Raw genomic sequence first — 20,355 nt, forward strand, 5'->3', positions numbered from 1 at the left:
CACCGCCAGCGACGGCCCAAGCCCGACAAAACGCCAAATGACGGTCGGTGGCCGCCGCTTCTTCGGCTATCTGGCGCGCGGTGCGCCATTCGGCCCTGATGATACGCCTGGCGACGTTCCTCGGGCGTTCACCGGACACAGCGACCACCGACGACCTGCGCCGGTTCCAGATCGAGCAGCAGGACGACGAGGTTCCCGTGCCGACCATGAACATCCATCGGGCAACGTCATCGAGCTATTCGAGTTCAAGAAGGACTGAGCCTGACGTAAAGCTTGGCGGCGGACAGTTAGTTTTGGTACGTCTGCTCATGGTCATGTCGCGTCCCGGTAACGGACAGTCCGATCATGGGTCGGCCTATTTGGAAAGGGGACGTACGCGGTCGGAGCGTCATCGTTCGGCAGGTCTCGATCAGCGGCGTGCGCGCATCGGGGCCGGCCACGGGACGCCAGCTCAACCCCGACCGCCGCCTGAACTAAACACCTGCCAAACGATCTGAGCGTCTCGGGCGCGGCGGGGGGCCGTATAGCGGAATGGCGGCTTTCGGCGTCCGAAGAACGATAGCGGGCGTTCAGCGGGTGGGTCGAAGTGGCTATTCACGGCCGCGCAGACAGTCTCCGTTACAGCAAGGTGCTGGCGGGACGTTTGGCGTAGTAAGGATTGCGCTCGCAACCTACGCAAATTGGGCGTAACGTCGGTATATCGTCGGTTGCTAATTCATGAGCCGGCGACTGAGAGCGCAAGACTCTCGCATCGGACTAGGCACGCTAGGTTCCACAACTACTCGTCGCGCTCACCAGACCATCTGCCTCTGCTGAAATCTCTTTTGCTCGGTTCCGGCCAGTATTGCTTTTGCCAATCGGAAGAGGAGCGTTCTGATGCAGATCATCCAAACCCGCCGCCGATTCCTGGCCGGCGCTGCAATGGCAGGCGCTGCCGGTATCGTCGGTCTTCCAGGGTCACTCCACGCGGAACCGCCGTTGGAAACGACCACGGTTCGTCTGCCGCTGTGGGTCGGTAGTTCCTACTGTTGGGCAGGTGCGTACATCGCCGGAGAACTGATGCAAGCCGAGGGTCTTACCGATGTCCGCTACGTAGAAGGCGACAGAAGCGTCAACCAATCGGTATGGATCGCACGCGGTGAGACCGATTTCTCCGTGAACTTTGCGCCGAACCAGGTCGCGTCGGTCGCCGCCGGTGTGCCGATCAAGGTGCTGACCGGGTTGCACTCGGGATGCCTCGAACTGATCGCCAAGGAGAGCATTCGCAGCGTCACGGATCTGCGGGGCAAGAGAGTGGGCGTGAACGGTTTCAACAACTCGCGGCACGTGTGGCTGTCCCTCATGTCCGCCTATGTCGGACTCGATCCAGTGAACGATATCCAATGGGTCTTGACTAACGCCGTCAAGCCGACGGAACTCTTCGTCGAAGGGAAGATCGACGCATTCCTCGGGACGCCGCCCCAGCCGCAGGAGCTGCGCGCCAAGAAGATCGGCCACACGATCCTCAACAATGCCGTCGACCGCCCGTGGTCACAGTATTTCTGCTGCATGATCTCGGCCACGACGGACTACGTGACAAGATACCCAGTGGCGACCAAGCGGGTCTTGCGATCCATCCTCAAGGCCGCCGACCTCTGCGTGTCGGATCCGGAAAGGGTGGCGCAGCAGATGGTCGATCGCGATTTCGAGACCAGCTATGACTACGCGCTCCAAACTCTGAAGGACATTCGGTACGACCGCTGGCGGGAATTCGATCCCGAAGACTCCTTGCGGTTCTACGCACTGCGCATGCAGGAGACGGGCATGATCAAGTCGAGCCCGCAGCAAATTATCGCCAACGGAACGGACTGGCGCTTCCTCGACGAGTTGAAGCGTGAGCTGAAAACCTGATCCCACCTGTTTCGAGGGGAGACTTAGACATGCAAATCATCCAGAGCCGCAGGCGCTTCCTGGCCGGCCTGACGGCTGCCGGCACCGCAAGCCTCGTCGGCGCTCCAACTCAAGTTCTCGCCGAGCCAGAGCCGGAGACAACACGCATTCGCTTGGCCAAGATCCCTAGCATCTGCGTGGCGCCACAGTATGTTGTAGAGGACCTGCTGCGCGCTGAGGGCTTCATCGAGGTTGCCTATGTCGCCACAGGCGCCGGTGCGGCCACGGCCTCCGCGGTGGCGAATGGCGAGATCGACTTTAGCCTCAACTTCGTGACAAATTCGATCGTCGCCTTGGACTCCGGTGCGCGGCTCACTCTGCTTGGCGGCGTCCATCCCGGTTGCTTCGAGCTGTTTGCCAAGCACGGGATCGACAGCGTCGTCGATCTGAAAGGCCGGAACGTCGGCGTCCAGGGGCTCGGTTCGGGGCCGCATCTGTTCCTCGCCAGCATCGCCGCCTATGTCGGGCTCGATCCGGCGCGCGACATCAACTGGGTGGTGGACCCGGCGGTCAAGCCCAAGGAGCTGTTCGCGCGAGGCGAAATCGACGCGTTCCTGGGCTTTCCGCCGGACCCGCAGGAATTGCGGCGCAGCAAGGTCGGGCACGTGATCGTCAACAGCACAGTGGACCGACCTTGGTCGCAATATTTTTGCTGCATGCTGTCCGGCAACAGCGATTTTGTGGCCGCGCATCCGGTTGCTACCAAGCGGGTGCTGCGCGCCATCCTCAAGGCCGCGGATCTATGCACCGCCGCGCCGGCCTTGATTGCCGAGCGCTTGGTCGCGGGCGGATTCGCCAGCCACTACGATGACGCGTTCGCAGCGATCAGCGAGTTGCCCTACCGGAAATGGCGGGACTACGATTCAACTGACACCGTCCGCTTCTATGCGCTGCGGCTGAAGGAAATCGGTTTGATCGGCTCCACACCCGACAGGATTATCGCGGAAGGTACGGACTGGCGTTTCCTTAAGGAGCTCAAGCGCGAGATGAAGACGTGAGCCGCTGGTCGACGTGTGCGTTGCTGCTCCTCGCCCTCGTCGCTGAGCCTGCGCACACCTCTGCGCACGAGGCGTCAGCGCCCGCCGGGGACAGCGAGCGCCTGCCGATGATGGGCACTGCACCGGATTTCACGCTGATATCGCAAGACGGCGGACCTGTGTCACTGCACGACTTTCGCGGCAAGGTGGTCGCCATCTCGTTCATCTATACATACTGTACCGACGTCTGCCCAATGCTGACCGCCCACATGGCCAGCGTGCAGGAGCAACTGGGCTCTACGTTCGGGTCAAAGATCGAGTTCATTTCGATCACGGTCGACCCAGAGCGGGATACGCCCGACGTGTTGAAGGCATATGCGCAGAATTTTGGCGCCGATCTGAAAGGCTGGTCGTTCCTTACCGGTGACCCGGCGATTGTTCGTGAGATCGGACGGAAATACGGGGTCCTCGCTCGAAAGACGGCGGATGGTGACGTCGACCACACATTGCTGACGTCGCTCGTGGACCCGGACGGCATGTTGCGCGTACAGTATCTCGGCGTTCGGTTCGACCTAGAGGAGTTCCGAGGTGACCTTCTCAGCCTCTTGGACGAATCCAAGTAACATAACGAACCGGCTAGTCGGCTGGGTTGCCCGGCTGCCGGCGCGGGTCCAGACCAAGCTCTTGATCGCGTTCCTGTCGATCGTCGGCCTGTTGATCGTGCTCGGGGCCGTCGGGTTGCAGGTGCTGAGTGGGGTCAATGATCAAACAAACGAGCTGATCAAGCTGCAGCGCAGGATCGCGGCCTATCGCCAGGTGCAGCACGATACGACCACCCAGCTCTACGGCATCTCCACCGCCCTGTTGCTTCAGGACAACCGGATGCTGGATGGGGCGCTGCGCCAGCTCAACCAGTTTGGCTATGACCTCGACCGCATGGAGTTCGTCGCTGAAACTGAGGCGGAGGTGCTGGGCCAGGTCCGACAAGGAGTACGAACGGCTTGCGGCCGGCGTGACGCATGTCGCGGAGCTCTTCCGCGCCGGTCGCACGGCGGAGGCGCGCAAGGTTCAGCTGGATGAGATCATGCCGTCGGCCGACCGACTCGAGCGGCTGACGAACCAGCTGGTCAACATGGCCGAAGCCGACATGGTCGTGGCCATCGAAGCGAGCGAGGGGGCGTACGGCACCTCTCGACTGGTCGTGGTTGCTTTCGCTGTGGGCAGCATCCTGCTCGCGCTTGCGCTTGGCTACATAATCTCATGGTCGTTGATCGAACCGGTCAAGAAGATCGAGACGCGTCTCAGTCAGATAGCGGCCGGCGACTTCGCCCAACACGTTGCCGTCGCCAATCGCGACGAACTTGGAGTGCTCGCCGCTAACGTCAACCAGACCTCCGACCAGCTGGGGCGCCTGTATCAGGAGATTGAGACGCGCACCCAGCAGCTCGACGAAGCCCTTCAGCAGCAGACAGCCACCGCAGATGTTCTGAAGGTCATTAGCCGCTCTACCTTCGATCTGCAGGTTGTGCTCGACACGTTGGTGGAATCGGCTGTCAGGCTCTGCCGTGCCGACAAGGGTGGTATCGTGCAGTTGCTGGACGGCGCGTTCCGCTACGTGTCGACGCATGGCTACCCGCCCACTTTCCGCGCTTATGTCGACGCCAATCCACTTCCAGCGCTTGCCGCAGGCCGGGGCTCCGCCGTAGGGCGCGTAATCGAAGAGCGGCGGATCGTGCAAATCGAAGACGTGACCGCCGATCCGGACTACCGCGTTGCCCTGATCGCTGAGGCAGGCGGATTCCGCACCGTCCTCGCTGCCCCGCTGTTGCGGGAAGGAGATCGAGCGAATGGGCCGGCTCCGACGTTTCCTGCCCGAGCAGGTCGCCGACCTGATCCTTGCGGCGGGAAATGGCGACGCGCTTCTGCAAAGTCACCGTCGCGAGGTGACCGTCGTTTTCTGCGATCTACGCGGCTTTACAGCCTTCGCCGAAACTGCCGAACCCGAGGAGGTGATGGCGGTTCTTGGCGAATACCACGCCTGTCTTGGTGAACAAATCGTCCGCCACGAGGGAACTCTTGAGCGGTTCGTGGGTGACGGTATCGTCGTGGTTTTCAACGATCCACTGCCCTGCGCCGACCATACCGAGAGAGCCGTCTGCATGGCTACGGCGATGCGTGATGCGATTGACGGGCATTCGGAGCAATGGCGCAGGCGCGACCACTTGCTCGGCTTCGGAATCGGCATCGCCCGAGGCCATGCAACCATCGGGCGGATCGGTTTCGATCAGCGCGCCGACTATGCAGTGATAGGCACAGTGTCGAACCATGCCGCCCGATTGTGCGAGGAAGCCGGGCCGCGCCAGATTCTCGTGAGCCAGCGGGTCGTTGGTGCCGTCGAATCACTGGTTGAGTCCGTCGCCGTTGGCGAACTGACGCTGAAGGGTTTTCGCCGCCCGATGCCTGCCTATGAAATCGTGCGGTGGATCGGTCGGCCAAGCTAGGGATCACTGTGCCGAATGAGATAGATCGCCTGCTGCGCATCGACTGAATGAGGCAATACAAGGATGCCGGCAGCTAGTGGTCAATGTCTAACGCTTGGTACCGGGGTCGTCCGCCCGTTCTGAGTAAGAAACAGGTCCCGCGTGCCAGCCACGATCATATTTTCAACTCATTCTTCAGTTCGTTGAGGAAACGCCAGTCGGTGCCCTGGGCAAGGAGCGTCTGAGGAGTGCTCTTGAGCATCCCAAGCTCGTGGAGGCGCAAGGCGTAGAAGCGCAGGGTGTCCTCGGCGCTATACTCGCGCCACTGACCGTAGGGGAGCTTCTTTATGGCCTGCAGGGCATAGTCGTAGCGCTTGGTATAGCCGCGGTCGACGATGAACTGCGCGGACTGCTCGGGGTCGCTGGCGCAGATATCTGCCGCTTTCAGGATGGCGCGGAGGGCGCGTTTGGTGGCCACCGGATTCGTGCGGACGAACTCCCGGTTCCCAGCCAGCATGCAGCAGAAGTATTGCGACCAGGGCCGGTCCACGGTGCTGTCAACTACCACATGGCCGATCTGCTGCTCCCGCATCTCCTGCGGTTCGGGGGGAAAGCCTAGGTAGGCATCGATCTTCCCTTCACTTAGGAGCCGGATGGACTCGGGTCCCGGATGCGTGACGAAGCGTATGTCCTGACCGAGATCTAGGCCCACATACGCCGTCATGCTGGCGAGAAAGACGTATCGGCTGGAATCTAGCGTCGGCACGGCTACGGTCTTCCCCTTGAGGTCGCGGATCGACTGGACGCGATCGGTCCCGAACAGTTCAAAGCAGCCGACGTGGAGTCCTGCTAGGATGACGATGGGATCGCCCGCCTCCAGGCGGAGAAGGAGCGGGGCCGCGAAATGGCTATTGAGGTCGGCTTCACCCGAGGCGAGGGCCGTCTCGATGTCCGCTGTCCCCTCTTTTTCGAGGTAGTGAACCTCTGTGAACCCTTCGCTGCGCAGCAGTTCTTCGGCTACATACTGGGGTGCCTGACAGATGCTGGGGATGCGGACGAGCCGGATACGCGTCGTCTCAGGCGGTGGCTCGGCCAACGCCTTTGTCGCCGTTCCGAAAAAGCTCGCAGCCCCAGCCGCCGCAGCGCCCGCCACGAAAGTGCGGCGATTCTGTATGATCTGCATCGGACGCTCCTCGCTGCCAAATTGCCAAACGGAACGTCTCGCTGGAATCGAGCGCAACGTATTCCTCGAAGAGCACCCTTCTTGATACGAGGTTTGTGCTCTTACGCGCTGGCCCGTGAGATCCCAGCCACAAAGGCGAAAGTGTACGCCCTATCTGCTCTGATAGCGAGCCAAAAGCCCTGATCAGCCGGCCGTGGTCAATGGCGACGTCAGGCCTCTTCTGGGCGTTCGGTCGTCCTCGCGGAATGACCCCCCATTCGAGGTCTGGAGCGGAACGGCAAGAAGGCGTCTGCGCGGTCTTCGCATCGGTTACTAAGCCTTGGATTTTCACCACTAGACCGATCAGCGATCGGATGGGCTTGAGCTCCGTGGCCGTTGCTCCTTGTTTCCGCCTCGCTCGCGGGAAACACGTTAGCTCGTCGGGCACGTCACAGATAGCTCGTGGCTTCTTTGCCAAAAGGCGACAGGCGTTTCCGGAAGTTCAGCCCAGTCTATGACAACGTCTGGACAAGATGGCCGTAACGGATGTGCAGCATCCGTTGGACCGATAGTGGAGTGGGCGCCCACTCGAGTGGTGCAAAGGCCGCAAATTCTGGCAGCCCTTCGGACTGGTCCACCACCGACGGTGAATCCGTCTAAGAAGCCGTTGGTGTCCAGTTTTGGACGCGTCGGCGATTGTCGTGTGGCGCTTTTTTGATCATCCTATCGAGCGGTTGGATACTCGTTGGCCTCGAAAACATGGTGATGCACACGGCCGGTGAACATCTTGAGCAGCTCTCCGGTCACATCGCGGCTCTGAAAGCGAACGTCGGACTGCAGCGCCTTGTTGCAGGCGTCCATGTCGGGATAACGGATGGCGAGCGCCATGGCATAGACGGGGGCGCCCTCATCCCGTGCCGTGCCATCCAGAACGCGCACCTCCTCGGCTCCAGGAAATTGCGTCCACAACGGCACCAGCCTCGCCTTGACGAAGCGCCGGAATTCGCTCTCGCGTCCGGGGTGGATCTCGCCTTCGAACAGGGCGTAGCGAATGATCATAGCGAGGGGTTTCCTGATTTTCTGCGCTGGGATGGCCGCCGGCCGGCAAGGGCAGGTCGCGGTGCAATTCGTGGATTTGTCGTGCGAATGCGATGCGGGCGCATCGCGTATTGCGCCCGCATCGCCGGGCTCCTATTTGCCCCAGATCTTCTTGTATGCGTCGCGGTAGCCATTGCCGGGGTCGAATGCGTTATTCGGCCCACCGTCGAACTCGACATTGTCGGCCGTCACCACATGCAGCGGCGACAGATAGCCCGACCATTTTTCGCCAGCGATGGCGCGGTTCAGCTCGTCGACCAATTGCCAGCCCTGCAAGTTGAGCGGTTCGGCGACGGTCACCTTCTGGAACTGACCGGCGCGAATGCGCTGATAGGCCGATTCCGAACCGTCGCCGGCGGCGACATTGATCGGCGCGTCGGTACCGGCTTTGCCGGCGGCGGCAAGCGAGGGTCCCATGAAGTCGAAATAGAGGTCGTTGATCGCCAGTGAATGCGTCCAGGTATCGCCGTACTTCTGCAGCAGCGAAGTGGTCAGCTGCGGCATGCGCTGCGAAGTCTCGGCGATCGGCGTGTCGACATATTCGAGCACCTTGCCGCCCAGCCGCTCGATCTCCGCCTTCATCTTGTCGGCTTTGGCGATGGCGATGGCATAGGTCGAATCGGTGAAGATGACGACGCCGGGCTTGCCCTTGGCATCGGCGTAGGCCCAGTCGGCCGCGGCCGTGGAGACTTGCATGGCATCCGTCGACACGTTGGCGAACACGCCGCTTTTCTCGTCGGGCCCGATCACCGGTCCGGCATGCCAGGAGACCAACGGGATACCTGCGGCCTTGGCCTGTTCCAGCGCCGGCGCCTGCTCGACCGCGTCAAAACCGTTGATGACGATGCCATTCGGCTTCAACGCCATGGCTTGGCCGAAGGCAGCGGTGCGGCCGCCGATCGAGCCGGCGCCGTCAATCACCTTGACGTCCCAGCCGATCGCCTTGGCTGCTTCCTCGACGCCGTTGGTGACGCCCAGGATGCCGCCGTTCTTGAGGTCGCCGGCGAGCACGACGATCGTCTTGCCTTGCTGCGCCTTCGGACCGGTGGTCGGGCCATCCCAGGCCGTGACCTTCTGCGCATATTTCTGGACCACCGCCATGGCGTCGGCTGTGGCGTCCGCCCGTGCCTGGCCGGCGAACAGGACAGGAGCAGCGATTGTCATGGCCATCAAGGCGACGGATGATTTCAGGAATGTTCTGCGTTGCATGTTGATACCTCCCTTGGTTTCTAGAAATTGCATGGTCTTTCAAACTCGGCTTTCGATTGGAGTTGGCGACATGTCACCGGCTGATGTCGCCCGCCACCGGACCAACACCGGCCGGATGTGCGTTGACGTAGATGGCGTAGAGGGATGTCTGAGCGGTGATGTAGAGGCGGTTGCGCTTGGGACCGCCGAAACAGACATTGGAAACGAGCTCGGGAACCAGGATACGGCCGATCAGGGTTCCGTCCGGCGCATGGACGCGCACCGAGTCGGCGCTGGAGGCCCAGATGTTGCCGTCGCGATCGACGCGAAAACCATCGAAGAGGCCTGCCCCGCACTCGGCGAAGATGCCGCCTGCGCGCGCCGACCGGCCATCGGCGGCAAGGTCGTAGGCCTTGATCGCGCGCGGCAGGCCGGGCACATGGCTGGCGCCGCTGTCCGACACGTAGAGGATCGTCTCGTCGGGCGAAAAGGCCAGGCCGTTCGGCTGCACCATGTCGGTGACAACGGCGCTCACCTCACCCGAAAGCTCGTCGAACCGGTAGACATGGGAGCCGCCGATCTCCGCTCTGGCGATCTTGCCCTCGTAGTGGCTTTCAATGCCGTAGACCGGGTCGGTGAACCAGATCGTGCCGTCGGATTTGACCACCACATCGTTCGGCGAATTGAACCGCTTGCCGTCAATTGTTTCGACAAGGGGTTGCCAACGCCCATCATGCTCGAGCCGGGAAACACGGCGCCCGCCATGCTCGCAAGCAACGACGCGGCCTTCGCCGTCGAGTGTGTGGCCGTTCTGGTAGTTACAATGGGCCTCGAAGATGCTGACGGAACCATCGCTTTCGTCGTAGCGCAGCAGCCGATCGTTCGGGATGTCCGACCACAGCAAATGCCTTGCGGCGGGGACGTACACCGGTCCTTCCGCCCAACGGCTACCGGTCCACGGCCGTTCGAGCTTGGCATGCCCGATCATCAGCTTGCCGAACCGATCGTCGAGAACCTCGTAGTCGTTCATTCCATGATCCACGGGTTTGGCTCGATTTGTCACTTCGAGGGCTGCGCGACGGTCTTGGTCCTGTTTCTTTGCGCTGCGCCGCGCTTGCGCTGGGCGTAGCCGGCAATGCCTATGGCGACGAGCAGCGTGACGCCGTTGAACAATGGCTCGACGAAGAACGAGCCGCCGAACTGCTGGATGCCGGAAATGCCGACCGCCAGGATGATGACGCCCGTCATCGTGCCCCAGACGTTGACTCGTCCAGGCTTGATCGTGGTCGAGCCGAGAAAGGCGCCGACGAGAGCCGGCAGCAGATACTCCAGTCCGACGCTGGCTTGGCCAATGCGCAGCTTGGAGGCGAGCAACACTCCTGTCAGCGCCGTCAGGAAGCCCGAGGAGATGAACGCCCCAATGACGAAGCGGCGCACCGGAATGCCATTGAGAGCAGCCGCCTTCGGGTTGGCGCCGATGGCATACACGTAGCGGCCGATCGGCAGATATTCGAGGATGATCCACAGTGCGACGGCGATGCCAAGCACGTAGAGGCCGGTGATCGGCAGCCCGAACACCATCGTGCCGTTGAGCGCGTAGAAGCCGTTGGGCAACACGCCGACAACCTGCCGGCCGCCAGTGTGCCAAAGCGCCAAGGAATAGAGCACGGTGCCGGTGCCCAGCGTGGCGATGAAAGAGTCGATGCGGGCGACTTCGACCAGCAGGCCGTTGAGGAAGCCGGTCGCGGCGCCGAGAACCAGCACTATCATCACTGCCAGCGGCCACGGAATGCCGAACATGGTCTGCAGACTGATGGCCAGGATGTGCCACAGCACAATGCCGTAGCCGACGGTGAGGTCGATGCGGCCCGACGCCATCGGGATCATCGCCGCCAGCGACAACAGCGCAATAATCGCCTTGTCGGAGATGATCGAGCGCAGGTTAAGCAGCGTCGGGAACGTGTTCGGCAGCAGGATCGAAAACAACAGGATCAGCAACACCGTCAGGATAACCAGCCCGTAGACCGGCAGCAGCCGGATGACCTTCTGCCCCATGGACAAATCAGCCATCTCGCCGCGGGTCGGTTCGAGGGCGCTGGATTCGATCGATTGCATGAGTTCGCTCCCAGAAAGATCAGGCGGCTTCGGAAGCCGATGCCGCGGTGATCACGGCGGATGTGGTGAGGTCTTTGCCAGTGAGTTCGCGAACGATCTGTCCTCGCGAAAACACCAAAGCGCGGTGGCAGATGTGGGCAATCTCCTCGAAATCGGTCGACACCACGACGACGGCGAGGCCGGCTTCAAGCGCGCGGCCGATCAGCCGGTAGACCTCAGCCTTGGCGCCGACATCGACGCCGGCCGTCGGATCCTCGGCGATCAGCAATGTACGGCCGGTGTGCAGCCAGCGCCCGACGACCACCTTTTGCTGGTTGCCACCCGACAGCGCCTCTATCGGCAGGTTCGGATCGTTGGGGCGCAGCCCGACGGAACTGCCGATCGCCTGCGCCAGCGCAGCCTCCTTGTGAGGCGCAAGGAAGGAAAACAGGCCGCGCTTGCCGGCGCCGGGATTGAGGAAACTGTTCTCACGGATCGACAAGGATCCAGCGATTGATTCTTCGGTCCTGTCACGCGCGATCAGGCCGATGCCGGACGACATCGCCGCGATCGGGCTGGACAGGTCCGGCACAGCCCCGCGGATCGTCACCGTGCCGGAAAAGGCCTGGCAGCCAAACAGCGCCCGGCCAACCAGTTCCTGCCCGGCACCGCGCAGGCCGACCAGGCCGAGCAACTCACCCTTGCGTACGTCGAAAGACACCGGGCCGGCACCGGCGCAGACAAGGTCGCGGACAGCACAGATCGTCTCGCCGGCCTGCGTTTGAGCCTTGCTGAAAACCTGGCTGACCGGACGGCCGACGATCATCTCGACCAGTTCGTCCGGTTTTGTATCGGCGACTTTCTTCTCGCCGACCAGCCTGCCGTCGCGCAGCACGGCGACGCGATCGGCGATGCGGAAAATTTCATCGAGGCGGTGCGAGACATAGATCATGCCGACGCCGCGCTGCTTGAGCGGACGGATGGCGTCGAACAGCCGCTCGACCTCGTCGGCGGGAAGGCTGGCGGTCGGCTCGTCGAGCACCAGCACATCGGCCTCGGTAGCCAAGGCGCGAGCGATGGCGACCAGCGATTTTTCGGTGCGGGTCAGATCCTGGACCCGCGTCGTCGGGTCGAAATCACAGCCGACGAGCTTGAGAGCCTCATGCGCCCTCGCCTCGGTCGATCGCCAGTCGATCAGGCCGGAGCGAAGCGAAAACAGGCCAGAGCGAAGCGAAAAGCCTTGGGCGAGGCCGACATTTTCTCCAACCGTCATCCATTCGATAAGACCGAGATCTTGATGGATGAAGGCGACGGGCTGGCGCTGGTTCGGCCGCGGCGGGCGACGATGGTAGGGCTCGCCGCGAAACAGGATTTGGCCGCCATCCGGCCGGTAGATGCCGGCGAGCGTCTTGATCAGCGTCGACTTGCCGGCGCCATTCTCGCCGAGCAGCGCCAGGATTTCGCCCTTGTGCAAATCAAGCGTCACGTCGGAGAGCGCGCGGGTGCCGCCGAATTCCTTGGTAACCGACTTAAACTCGATCAGCTTTTCTTCAGTCACAAAGCGTTCCTCCCAAGATCGCCAATAGATGTTATCGATAACATTTCTGAGCGTCAAGCGCCAAAATCAGGCCTCGCCGCCTAGCTGGTCTTGCCGTCGAGCAGACGCATCATCTCTGCCGAATCCTTCGGCCCCAATCCAGCGGCGCAGAGCAGGCGATGGATCTCGACCACCTGCCCGGTCATCGGCATCGGCGTCTTGGTTTTCAGCGCGAAGGCCTGCAGCGAATCCAGATCCTTCAGCATGTTGTCGATGCGGCCGGTGGCCGAAAAATCCCGGGCAGCGAATTTTGCCATGAATTCCTGCATGATGCTGGAATCGGCCCGCCCGCCCTTGAGTGCCGCGGGGATTGCCTTCGGGTCTACGCCGCCGGCTTCGGCAAGCTTCACGGCTTCGGCGACAGCCTGGAACAGTACGGCGCAGAACAGCTGGTTGATCAGCTTTGTCGTCTGCCCTGCCCCACTCGGCCCCATCAGTGTGTAGTTGGTGCAGAGATGCCGCATCACCGTGCGCGCCTGTTCGAAGTCTTCAGCCTCGCCACCCGCCATGACGGTCAGCCTGCCGGCCAGCGCGCCGGGAACGCCGCCCGAAAGCGGGCAGTCGAGCCATTTCATGCCGGTCTCGGCAGACAGCTTCCCGGCCATCCCAGCGGTGTCGGCCGGATCGATAGACGACATGTCGATCAGCAGCTTTTCGGGCGACGCAGCGGCCGCAACACCGGCGTCCCCGAACACCACCGAACGCACGATATCGGCATGGTTGAGACTGAGGATGACGAAGCTGCTCGCCCGCGTTGCTTCGGCAACCGATGCGGCGGCAGCCGCACCCTTGGCGGTCAGGGCGGCGACCTTGGCCTTGTCCAGATCGAATACCGTTACGGCTTGCCCAGTCTCGATCAGGCGGGTGGCTATCGCCGACCCCATGATGCCGGCACCGACAACGGCGACTTTTGTTGGTTGCGTCATTTCAACGTGCCTCTCTTTGATCTGGCAGGGCCGACCCCAAATGCACCAAGACCCTGCAACACTTTATCGGCAATCGTGTCGACAGGCGCGTCGATGTCCACTGTGACCACCAGCGGTTCGTCGCCGGGATGCTCCAGCGTAGCGAACTGGCTGTCGAGCAGCGCCGGCGGGAAGAAGTGGCCGCGGCGCTCGGCGAGCCTGGCTTGCAGCACCGCACGTGAACCGTCCAAAAATACGAAAAGCACCGGCCCGATAGCACCATGGCGAAGGCGATCGCGATAGGATTTCTTCAGCGCCGAGCAACTCGCGACGAGCCCGCGTCCTTGCTCATGTGCATGGCGCAAGGCTGCGCCCAACAGGTCCAGCCAAGGCCAACGATCCTCGTCGGTAAGCGGTATGCCCGCCGACATTTTCTCGACATTCCCGCGCGGGTGCAGCGCGTCGCCTTCGACAAAAGCGAGCCCTAGACGAGCCGCGATCGCGATGCCAATGCTGGTCTTGCCGCAGCCGCTGACACCCATTACGACGATGGACCAGGACTCAGAGGCAGGTTGTGATGCCGCCATCGACATAGAGCGTGTGTCCATTGACAAAGGATGAGGCCCGTCCAGCCAGAAAGATCGCCGCGCCGACCAGTTCGCCGACATCGCCCCAACGACCCGCCGGTGTGCGGTTGGTCAGCCAGGCTGAAAACTCGGGATTGTCGACCAGCGCCTGGTTGAGCGGCGTCTTGAAGTAACCCGGCGCGATGGAATTGACCTGCAAGCCATGCTTCGCCCAATCGGCACACATGCCGCGCGTCAGGTTGCGCACAGCGCCTTTCGTGGCCGTATAGGGCGCGATGTTTGTCCGGGCCAGTTCGCTCTGCACCGAGGCGATATTGATGATCTTGCCGCGCCGCCGCGGGATCATGTGCCGCGCCACCGCTTGTCCCACGAAGAACACGCTGGAGATGTTGGTGCGCAAGAGTTCCTCCCATTTGTCGGCGGGGAAATCCTCGAGCGGCATTCGGAACTGCATGCCGGCATTGTTGATAAGGACATCGATGGCGCCGATCGTCGCCTCGATCTCCGCGACGCCGTTCGCCACCGCTGCATGATCGGTGACGTCGAAGACGGCGCTATGGACCTTGTATCCCTTCGCTGTCAGTGCATCCGCAGCCGTTTTCATTTTTTCGGCGCTGCGTCCGTTGAGCACGATCTCGGCGCCGTGCTGCGCCAACCCCTCGGCCAGCGCCAGGCCGATCCCCTGTCCCGAACCGGTGACCAGCGCCCGCATGCCGGTCAAATCAAACAACGAACTGCCCAAATGCTCCTCCTGAGCAATGTTTGCTGAAGCGGCCACGATTTCCATCATGCCGCCGCCAGTCGCTATTGACATGAATGTTATCGATAACATAGTCAATGGAAAAATGAAACCGCACAGGAGACGACGCCGTGACCGACATTTTGATGACAGGCCCCTATCCGGATTGGGATATGGGAGATCTTGAGGCGAAATATCGCGTCCATAAACTTTGGCAGTCCGAGGACAAGGACGCGTTGCTCTCAAGCCACGCCGGCGCGATCCGCGCCATCGCTACGCGCGGCGAGCTTGGCGCAAGTGCTGCGCTGATGGCAAAGCTGCCGCAGCTCGAAATCGTTTCCTGCTATGGCGTCGGCACCGACGCCATCGACCTTGCCTACGCCAGGGCGAACGGCATTCATGTCACCAATACGCCTGATGTGCTGACCGAGGACGTCGCCGATATTGGCATCGGGCTGCTGCTCGCCGTGGCGCGTAAAATCCCGCAGGCCGAGGCCTACGTACGCGATGGAAGCTGGCGCAAGGGCAATATGGGGCTGGTCACGCGTGTCTGTGGAAAAAGGCTGGGCATTGTCGGCATGGGCCGCGTCGGTGCGGCGGTGGCGAAGCGCGCCGCTGCATTCGACTGTACGATTTCCTATTTCGACAACCGCAAGCGCGACGATCTTCCTTATACTTTTGTCGGCGATCTGGTCGAACTGGCGCGCGACAGCGAATTTCTGATCGTAACGCTCGCCGGCGGCGAAAGCACAAAACACATGATTAATGCGTCGATCCTGGCAGCGCTCGGAGCAGACGGTATCGTCATAAATATTTCGCGCGGCAGCACGATCGACGAGACCGCGTTGCTCGCGGCCCTGGAATCCAGTGCCATCAAGGGTGCCGGGCTCGACGTGTTCTGGAACGAGCCAACCATCGACGAGCGCTTCCTGAAGCTTACCAACATCGTGCTGCAACCGCACCACGCCAGCGGCACGGTGGAGACCCGCAAGGCCATGGGTCAGCTCGTTCGCGACAATCTCGCGGCCCATTTCGGCGGACAGACCTTGCTGACACCGGTCGTCTGAGAAGGGACCACATCATGAAGTCGATCGTCATCCACGCCGCAAAAGACCTGCGAATCGAGGAGACCGATCCGGGCTCCCCTGGCGCCGGTCAGGTCGAGATCGCGGTCGAAGCTGGCGGCATCTGCGGCTCGGACCTGCACTACTATAACCATGGTGGATTCGGCGCTATTCGCCTGCGCGAGCCCATGATCCTCGGCCATGAGGTTGCCGGCACAGTAAGGGCCATCGGCGGCGGCGTTTCGACACTTGCTGTCGGCGATCGCGTCGCGATCTCGCCCAGCCGGCCCTGCAATGCCTGTCGCTACTGCCTGCAAGGCATGCAGAACCAATGCCTCAACATGCGCTTCTATGGCAGCGCCATGCCAATGCCGCACATCCAGGGCGCCTTCCGCCAGCGCCTGGTCGCCGAGGCGTGGCAGTGCCACAGAATAGCCGACCACATCTCCATCAACGAAGCCGCGTTTGCCGAGCCCTTCGCGGTTACGCTGCATGCCATGAACCGCGCCGGCTCGCTGCTCGGCAAGCGGGTTCTGGTCACCGGCTGCGGGCCGATCGGCGCGCTTTGCATCCTCGCCGCACGAGCCCACGGTGCGCGCGAAATCGTCGCCACTGATGTCATGGAGGGCGTGCTGGCGAAGGCCCTGGAGATCGGTGCCGATCGCACCATCAACGTCGCGACAAACAGCGAAAAGCTCGCCGCCTACAATGTCGACAAGGGTAGTTTCGACATGATGTTCGAGGCCTCCGGCAATGAACGCGCGGTGCGTGCAGGGCTCGATGTCCTGAAGCCGCGCGGCGTGCTCGTGCAGCTCGGTCTCGGCGGCGATCTGTCAATCCCGCAGAACCTCATCGTCGCGAAAGAGATCGAGATGCGGGGCACTTTCCGTTTCCACGAGGAGTTTGCGCTCGCCGTCGAGCTGATCAATCGCCGCCGGGTGGATGTCAAACCGCTACTGACGGGCATCTATCCTCTCGACGAGGCTGTCGCGGCTTTCGACATCGCCGGTGACCGAAACAAATCCATGAAGGTTCAGATCGCGTTCTGAATACCCTTCTGTTGCGCTGGAGGCGCATCGGCACATCGCCTTAAATCACGTCGGCGCCAACCGCCGCCAAGGCGGCGTGTGCCACATCGAAATCCTGCTCGCCGGTTCCCGAACCGACGCCGATGCCGCCCGCAAGGCGTCCGCCGAAGCGGATCGGCAAGCCCCCAGGCAAATTGGTCACGCCGCCCTGCGAAGCGATACCGGCTGAGAGCGCCGCTTCGAACGCCATGCCGCCAGTAGCGGCGTTTATTGACGCTGCGGTGCGCGCCTTCGCCTGTGCCGTACGCATGCTGAGGAACCGCGCGCCATCCATGCGCAGGCTGGCGAGGACTTCGCCGCTTGCATCGACGACCACGAGACATTGCGGCACGCCCATCGTGACGGCGCGCGCTGCTCCGGCTGCAACGGCTTTCAAAGCACCGTCATGCGTGAGGGTGATGGTCTCGCGAAACATCGCTATTGGGCTGCCCCTCGCTGCGTTTGAATCGATGCAGGAACTCACGTGCTTTCGCGCTCGACGACGCGATAGCCGGTGAGCACGATTTCTTGGCCGTGTCGTTTCTCGTCGCCTCGGATCACCTGGATCAATCTGCGGGCGGCCTGTTGTCCGATCCCGTAGCAGTCGACATTCACGGTGGTGATGCCGGGATGGCAAAAGGCGGCTACCTCGTAGTCGCCGAAGCCGGCAATGGCGATGTCCTGCGGGATCCGCATGCCCCGGCGCTTGCATTCCATCAGTGCGCCGAAGGCCGAAAGGTCCGAAACGCAGAGTACGGCTTGCGTGTCCGGCCAACGCTCCAGCATGCTGACGACGGCCTGGCCGCCCTGCTCGATGGATATCGGCGGCACGCCAAAGGAAACGAGGCGCCCGGTCGGCAGGCCGAGCTCCTCAATGGCTCTGACAAAGCCTTCGCGCCGCTGGCTTCCGCGCGTGTCGCGTGAGGTCGTGCCACCGATGTAACCGAATCTTCGGTAACCCTTCCTGGCGAGCGTCTTGACGAGAAGCCCCATCGCCTCCTCGTTGGAGAAACCAACCACTTGATCGATCGGCTTTACCGGCAACTCCCAGGTTTCGACTACCGGGATGCCGGCGCTTTTCAAAAGGCGGCGGGCGCGATCCGTGTGAGCGCCGCCCGTCAGGATGATGCCTTCCGGCCGGCGGCGGAACATCGCCTCGATCAACCTTTCTTCCTTCTCAGCCGTGTAGTCGGTGTAGCCGAGCAGAAGTTGCAGCCCCGTGCTTTCAAGCTCGTCGGTAATGCCGCGGGCGGTGTCGGCGAAGTTGGAATTGTTGATCGACGGGACGATAGCCGCAACGAACCCTGTCTTGCGCGAGGACAGGCTGCCAGCTGACTGATCAAGCACATAGCCGAGGTCGTTGACCGCAGCCATGATCTTTTCCCGCGTCGCTTTGGAAACACGGCTGCCCTCTTTCAGGGCGCGTGAAACCGTCATGGTGGACACACCTGCCCGCCGCGCCACGTCAACCATAGTCGGGGTGTAGCTCTCGCTCAGTCTCGATGAGGCTGCCTTGGCCATCACGCTTCTGCGCCAGCCGTGGCAAGCGGCCCACCCTTCGCCGCAAGCAGTATCTGGTTTCCGGCCTTGTTCATTAGCCCGCCTCGCGAAATCAAAATCGGATGATTTGTGTTATCGATATCATTTCTTTGTCACAACGGCCATAACCTAGATTCAGTAAAACTGAAGGATCCCATCTGATCACGCAGCAGGCGGATTTGGCGCCACTATGATGATGATAAGCGCCGGTTTGGCCGCGGCGTGCTAACTTGCGAAGTTGGGCCGGCGACAACTTAATGATCCATGTGGCGCTCGAACGGGCACGGCCACGAGACATCCTAGTCGTCATCTCGACCTCGCCTGCGAGGATGGCTACACGACCTGCTGGCCGAGTCGGCCAAGGGCACGGCATCAGGGACTAATCATCGACGAGCAGCGTGCGCGAGGTATCTTGACGCTGCGCTGCATGGCTTTTTCCGGTCTGGTCGAAAGCAATCATCAAGGAGGCGCTCGGCAACTTCCCGGTGCCGAGCGCCTTCGCCCGAGCCTACATTCGCACCAGCGACGTAATCGTAGCCGGTGTCTCCTATCCGAAGAAACTGCGAGGTCGAAAGAAATGCTATTGTCTCATCGGGTTGATGCAAGATGCGCATCAGAGGAAATTGCACCATGGAGATGCATGAGGTCCGATACTTTCTTGTCGCGTGCGGGACCTTGAACTTCCACAGGGCCGCGCTTCGTGGGGTTTCCTGAACGCGTTCCGCGCCTCCCACCCGGGCATCGAGATAAGCGTCATCGAGAGTGTTCCATCCCGGCTCTCCGAACTCCTCCTCGAAGGGTCGCTCGACATCGTTCTCATGGCGCAACCAAGTCCATTTGACCCACGGCTGAGCGTGGAGCCGATATATCGGGAGCAGTTTGGGCTGACCTTTCCAACCGGCCACCGGTTCGAGCAGCGGAACTTACTCCATGTTACCGATGTTGCCGGCGAACCCTATCTCGATCGCATCAACTGGGAATACGCCAACCATATCGATGAACTTTGCGTCGAGTGCGGCATCAAGATTCAGGTCCCTATCAGAGCGAGCGGGAGGACTGGATCATGGCCATGATCGCAGCCGGCATGGAAGTCTGTTTCGCGCCCGAATTCTCGGCCATGCTGCGTTGTATCTGCCACCGCCCGGTCGCCGATCCGGACGTCATGCGCCAGGTTTCGCTTGTTTTCGCCAAGGGCCGTTCCCTTTCACCGGCCGTCTCAACGTTTACCAGGGCAGTCCGCAATTACGATTGGAGCTCGAGAGCAAACGAAGCAATTATGGCCTAGCGGGGCGGACACGGCGATTTCCGATGGGACCGACTGCTCGACGCCGCCCTTCAACCAGCATCGCCGCGTGCAAGGGCGGCCGCCTGTTCCAGGGTCACGCCCTTGACCAATGGGTCGGCGTGCCGATGCACTAAGCGCCATTCCGTCCCTTCGCGGCGATAGACCAAGGTAACCCGCAGCGGCCAATCCTGGGCTGGCAGACCGCCGACCTCCACATGCGGTCGTTCAATTATCGCGAGGACCACCATGTCGGCGCAACCATAGGCTTGAAGAAGTTCCTGCTCGAATGTGCCGTTCCTGAAAAAACGACGGATCGCCTCGATCCGCTCGGCAGTAAGTTCAGAAGCCCGCGTGGGTTTCCCGCCGAACGGAGACATCAGCATGAAGTCGCCGGTATGGGGGATCACCTCGTAGTACTTCGTTATCTCGCCGCGCATGAGCGCCGCGTTTGCCTCTGCAGAACGCTGGACGAGATCGGCGACCGTCTGGTCAATTGTGGCCTCCTCTTGTGCCTGCGCCGAGGCCGACCTCGCGGTTGGTGACAATGCCACGCCAGCGCCTGCTGCCGCGAGAACGGAACGTCGCGATACTGACATGCGGGTTGCTCCTGGACAGTTTTATCGATGAGAAGCGCGCCTCCCGCG

At 61.8% G+C, this 20,355-nt stretch carries 23 protein-coding genes; 11 read left to right on the forward strand and 12 right to left on the reverse strand.

Translation table 11 applies throughout. The features are described 5' to 3' along the window. From NKI54_RS33170 to NKI54_RS33200, 7 genes are all read left to right on the forward strand, one after another. Nucleotides 1-259: hypothetical protein (locus tag NKI54_RS33170; protein ID WP_352693900.1), on the forward strand; the 259-nt coding region annotated here is incomplete at its 5' end. Nucleotides 260-876: 617 nt separating this feature from the next. Continuing rightward, nucleotides 877-1,890, forward strand: a complete 1,014-nt coding sequence (locus tag NKI54_RS33175) for an ABC transporter substrate-binding protein (RefSeq protein WP_352693902.1) — start codon at nucleotides 877-879, stop codon at nucleotides 1,888-1,890. Between the two features lie 29 nt (nucleotides 1,891-1,919). Further along, nucleotides 1,920-2,927, forward strand: a complete 1,008-nt coding sequence (locus NKI54_RS33180) for an ABC transporter substrate-binding protein (RefSeq protein ID WP_352693904.1) — start codon at nucleotides 1,920-1,922, stop codon at nucleotides 2,925-2,927. Further along, the gene (locus NKI54_RS33185) at nucleotides 2,924-3,529 is read left to right on the forward strand and encodes an SCO family protein (protein ID WP_352693906.1); all 606 of its coding nucleotides are present in this window, start codon (nucleotides 2,924-2,926) and stop codon (nucleotides 3,527-3,529) included. Before NKI54_RS33180 ends, NKI54_RS33185 begins: the two co-directional genes overlap by 4 nt. Before the next feature lie 61 nt (nucleotides 3,530-3,590). Then, a complete protein-coding gene (locus NKI54_RS33190) occupies nucleotides 3,591-3,986 on the forward strand; it encodes a hypothetical protein (RefSeq protein WP_352693908.1) in 396 nt (131 codons plus the stop codon). Further along, nucleotides 3,919-4,956: a HAMP domain-containing protein gene (locus tag NKI54_RS33195; protein WP_352693910.1), complete on the forward strand. Its 1,038-nt coding sequence runs from the start codon at nucleotides 3,919-3,921 to the stop codon at nucleotides 4,954-4,956. Before NKI54_RS33190 ends, NKI54_RS33195 begins: the two co-directional genes overlap by 68 nt. Continuing rightward, nucleotides 4,850-5,407, forward strand: coding sequence for an adenylate/guanylate cyclase domain-containing protein (locus NKI54_RS33200; protein ID WP_352693912.1), 558 nt, complete (start codon nucleotides 4,850-4,852; stop codon nucleotides 5,405-5,407). The genes NKI54_RS33195 and NKI54_RS33200 overlap by 107 nt, the downstream gene beginning before the upstream one ends. A 154-nt stretch (nucleotides 5,408-5,561) precedes the next feature. Here NKI54_RS33200 and NKI54_RS33205 read toward each other — a convergent pair whose 3' ends face one another. The 9 genes from NKI54_RS33205 to NKI54_RS33245 all read right to left on the reverse strand — a co-directional run bounded on the left by NKI54_RS33205 (nucleotide 5,562) and on the right by NKI54_RS33245 (nucleotide 14,807). Then, on the reverse strand, nucleotides 5,562-6,569 hold the full coding sequence (locus tag NKI54_RS33205) for an ABC transporter substrate-binding protein (protein WP_352693914.1): 1,008 nt from the start codon (nucleotides 6,567-6,569) through the stop codon (nucleotides 5,562-5,564). A 702-nt stretch (nucleotides 6,570-7,271) separates the two neighbouring features. Next, the gene (locus NKI54_RS33210) at nucleotides 7,272-7,607 is read right to left on the reverse strand and encodes a hypothetical protein (RefSeq protein WP_352693916.1); all 336 of its coding nucleotides are present in this window, start codon (nucleotides 7,605-7,607) and stop codon (nucleotides 7,272-7,274) included. A 132-nt stretch (nucleotides 7,608-7,739) separates the two neighbouring features. Further along, entirely contained in the window at nucleotides 7,740-8,855 is a 1,116-nt protein-coding gene (locus tag NKI54_RS33215; protein ID WP_352693918.1) for an ABC transporter substrate-binding protein, read from the reverse strand. A gap of 73 nt (nucleotides 8,856-8,928) precedes the next feature. Next, complete coding sequence (locus tag NKI54_RS33220) at nucleotides 8,929-9,864, reverse strand: SMP-30/gluconolactonase/LRE family protein (protein ID WP_352693920.1); 936 nt, start codon at nucleotides 9,862-9,864, stop codon at nucleotides 8,929-8,931. A 29-nt stretch (nucleotides 9,865-9,893) separates the two neighbouring features. Next, a complete protein-coding gene (locus NKI54_RS33225; RefSeq protein WP_352450612.1) occupies nucleotides 9,894-10,949 on the reverse strand; it encodes an ABC transporter permease in 1,056 nt (351 codons plus the stop codon). A gap of 19 nt (nucleotides 10,950-10,968) precedes the next feature. Then, nucleotides 10,969-12,486, reverse strand: coding sequence for a sugar ABC transporter ATP-binding protein (locus NKI54_RS33230; RefSeq protein ID WP_352693922.1), 1,518 nt, complete (start codon nucleotides 12,484-12,486; stop codon nucleotides 10,969-10,971). Between the two features lie 80 nt (nucleotides 12,487-12,566). Beyond that, nucleotides 12,567-13,451 (reverse strand): NAD(P)-dependent oxidoreductase, encoded by an 885-nt coding sequence (locus NKI54_RS33235; protein WP_352693924.1) that lies wholly within the window; start codon nucleotides 13,449-13,451, stop codon nucleotides 12,567-12,569. Continuing rightward, a complete protein-coding gene (locus tag NKI54_RS33240) occupies nucleotides 13,448-14,023 on the reverse strand; it encodes a gluconokinase (RefSeq protein ID WP_352693926.1) in 576 nt (191 codons plus the stop codon). The genes NKI54_RS33235 and NKI54_RS33240 overlap by 4 nt, the downstream gene beginning before the upstream one ends. Continuing rightward, complete coding sequence (locus NKI54_RS33245; RefSeq protein WP_502898296.1) at nucleotides 13,992-14,807, reverse strand: SDR family oxidoreductase; 816 nt, start codon at nucleotides 14,805-14,807, stop codon at nucleotides 13,992-13,994. The genes NKI54_RS33240 and NKI54_RS33245 overlap by 32 nt, the downstream gene beginning before the upstream one ends. A gap of 95 nt (nucleotides 14,808-14,902) precedes the next feature. Between NKI54_RS33245 and NKI54_RS33250 the strand changes: the two genes are divergently transcribed. Together NKI54_RS33250 and NKI54_RS33255 are read left to right on the forward strand one after the other, a co-directional pair. Beyond that, a complete protein-coding gene (locus tag NKI54_RS33250; RefSeq protein ID WP_352693963.1) occupies nucleotides 14,903-15,823 on the forward strand; it encodes a 2-hydroxyacid dehydrogenase in 921 nt (306 codons plus the stop codon). A gap of 14 nt (nucleotides 15,824-15,837) precedes the next feature. Then, complete coding sequence (locus tag NKI54_RS33255) at nucleotides 15,838-16,869, forward strand: L-idonate 5-dehydrogenase (RefSeq protein WP_352693928.1); 1,032 nt, start codon at nucleotides 15,838-15,840, stop codon at nucleotides 16,867-16,869. 40 nt (nucleotides 16,870-16,909) lie between these two features. Here the strand turns inward: NKI54_RS33255 and NKI54_RS33260 are convergent, their stop codons facing one another. Together NKI54_RS33260 and NKI54_RS33265 are read right to left on the reverse strand one after the other, a co-directional pair. Next, the gene (locus tag NKI54_RS33260) at nucleotides 16,910-17,329 is read right to left on the reverse strand and encodes a GlcG/HbpS family heme-binding protein (protein ID WP_032908174.1); all 420 of its coding nucleotides are present in this window, start codon (nucleotides 17,327-17,329) and stop codon (nucleotides 16,910-16,912) included. Between the two features lie 38 nt (nucleotides 17,330-17,367). After that, nucleotides 17,368-18,408, reverse strand: coding sequence for a LacI family DNA-binding transcriptional regulator (locus NKI54_RS33265; protein ID WP_352693930.1), 1,041 nt, complete (start codon nucleotides 18,406-18,408; stop codon nucleotides 17,368-17,370). Nucleotides 18,409-19,091: 683 nt separating this feature from the next. Between NKI54_RS33265 and NKI54_RS33270 the strand changes: the two genes are divergently transcribed. Both NKI54_RS33270 and NKI54_RS33275 read left to right on the forward strand, forming a co-directional pair. Further along, nucleotides 19,092-19,499 (forward strand): LysR family transcriptional regulator substrate-binding protein, encoded by a 408-nt coding sequence (locus NKI54_RS33270; protein WP_352693932.1) that lies wholly within the window; start codon nucleotides 19,092-19,094, stop codon nucleotides 19,497-19,499. Then, the gene (locus NKI54_RS33275) at nucleotides 19,490-19,711 is read left to right on the forward strand and encodes a LysR substrate-binding domain-containing protein (protein ID WP_352693934.1); all 222 of its coding nucleotides are present in this window, start codon (nucleotides 19,490-19,492) and stop codon (nucleotides 19,709-19,711) included. The genes NKI54_RS33270 and NKI54_RS33275 overlap by 10 nt, the downstream gene beginning before the upstream one ends. A gap of 50 nt (nucleotides 19,712-19,761) precedes the next feature. Here the strand turns inward: NKI54_RS33275 and NKI54_RS33280 are convergent, their stop codons facing one another. Further along, complete coding sequence (locus tag NKI54_RS33280; protein WP_352693936.1) at nucleotides 19,762-20,307, reverse strand: nuclear transport factor 2 family protein; 546 nt, start codon at nucleotides 20,305-20,307, stop codon at nucleotides 19,762-19,764. Nucleotides 20,308-20,355 lie beyond the last annotated feature (48 nt).

It is taken from the genome of Mesorhizobium sp. M0663, from assembly GCF_040320585.1.
In the GTDB taxonomy this organism is placed as follows: Bacteria; Pseudomonadota; Alphaproteobacteria; order Rhizobiales; family Rhizobiaceae; genus Mesorhizobium.

Bases quoted from the DNA above. Each gene is read 5' to 3' on its own strand.
- NKI54_RS33175 (WP_352693902.1), top strand. From the start codon at position 877: ATGCAGATCATCCAAACCCGCCGCCGATTCCTGGCCGGCGCTGCAATG.
- NKI54_RS33180 (WP_352693904.1), top strand. From the start codon at position 1,920: ATGCAAATCATCCAGAGCCGCAGGCGCTTCCTGGCCGGCCTGACGGCT.
- NKI54_RS33205 (WP_352693914.1), bottom strand. From the start codon at position 6,569: ATGCAGATCATACAGAATCGCCGCACTTTCGTGGCGGGCGCTGCGGCG.
- NKI54_RS33210 (WP_352693916.1), bottom strand. From the start codon at position 7,607: ATGATCATTCGCTACGCCCTGTTCGAAGGCGAGATCCACCCCGGACGC.
- NKI54_RS33215 (WP_352693918.1), bottom strand. From the start codon at position 8,855: ATGCAACGCAGAACATTCCTGAAATCATCCGTCGCCTTGATGGCCATG.
- NKI54_RS33220 (WP_352693920.1), bottom strand. From the start codon at position 9,864: ATGAACGACTACGAGGTTCTCGACGATCGGTTCGGCAAGCTGATGATC.
- NKI54_RS33225 (WP_352450612.1), bottom strand. From the start codon at position 10,949: ATGCAATCGATCGAATCCAGCGCCCTCGAACCGACCCGCGGCGAGATG.
- NKI54_RS33235 (WP_352693924.1), bottom strand. From the start codon at position 13,451: ATGACGCAACCAACAAAAGTCGCCGTTGTCGGTGCCGGCATCATGGGG.
- NKI54_RS33240 (WP_352693926.1), bottom strand. From the start codon at position 14,023: ATGTCGATGGCGGCATCACAACCTGCCTCTGAGTCCTGGTCCATCGTC.
- NKI54_RS33245 (WP_502898296.1), bottom strand. From the start codon at position 14,807: ATGATGGAAATCGTGGCCGCTTCAGCAAACATTGCTCAGGAGGAGCAT.
- NKI54_RS33250 (WP_352693963.1), top strand. From the start codon at position 14,903: ATGACAGGCCCCTATCCGGATTGGGATATGGGAGATCTTGAGGCGAAA.
- NKI54_RS33255 (WP_352693928.1), top strand. From the start codon at position 15,838: ATGAAGTCGATCGTCATCCACGCCGCAAAAGACCTGCGAATCGAGGAG.
- NKI54_RS33265 (WP_352693930.1), bottom strand. From the start codon at position 18,408: ATGGCCAAGGCAGCCTCATCGAGACTGAGCGAGAGCTACACCCCGACT.
- NKI54_RS33275 (WP_352693934.1), top strand. From the start codon at position 19,490: ATGGCCATGATCGCAGCCGGCATGGAAGTCTGTTTCGCGCCCGAATTC.
- NKI54_RS33280 (WP_352693936.1), bottom strand. From the start codon at position 20,307: ATGTCAGTATCGCGACGTTCCGTTCTCGCGGCAGCAGGCGCTGGCGTG.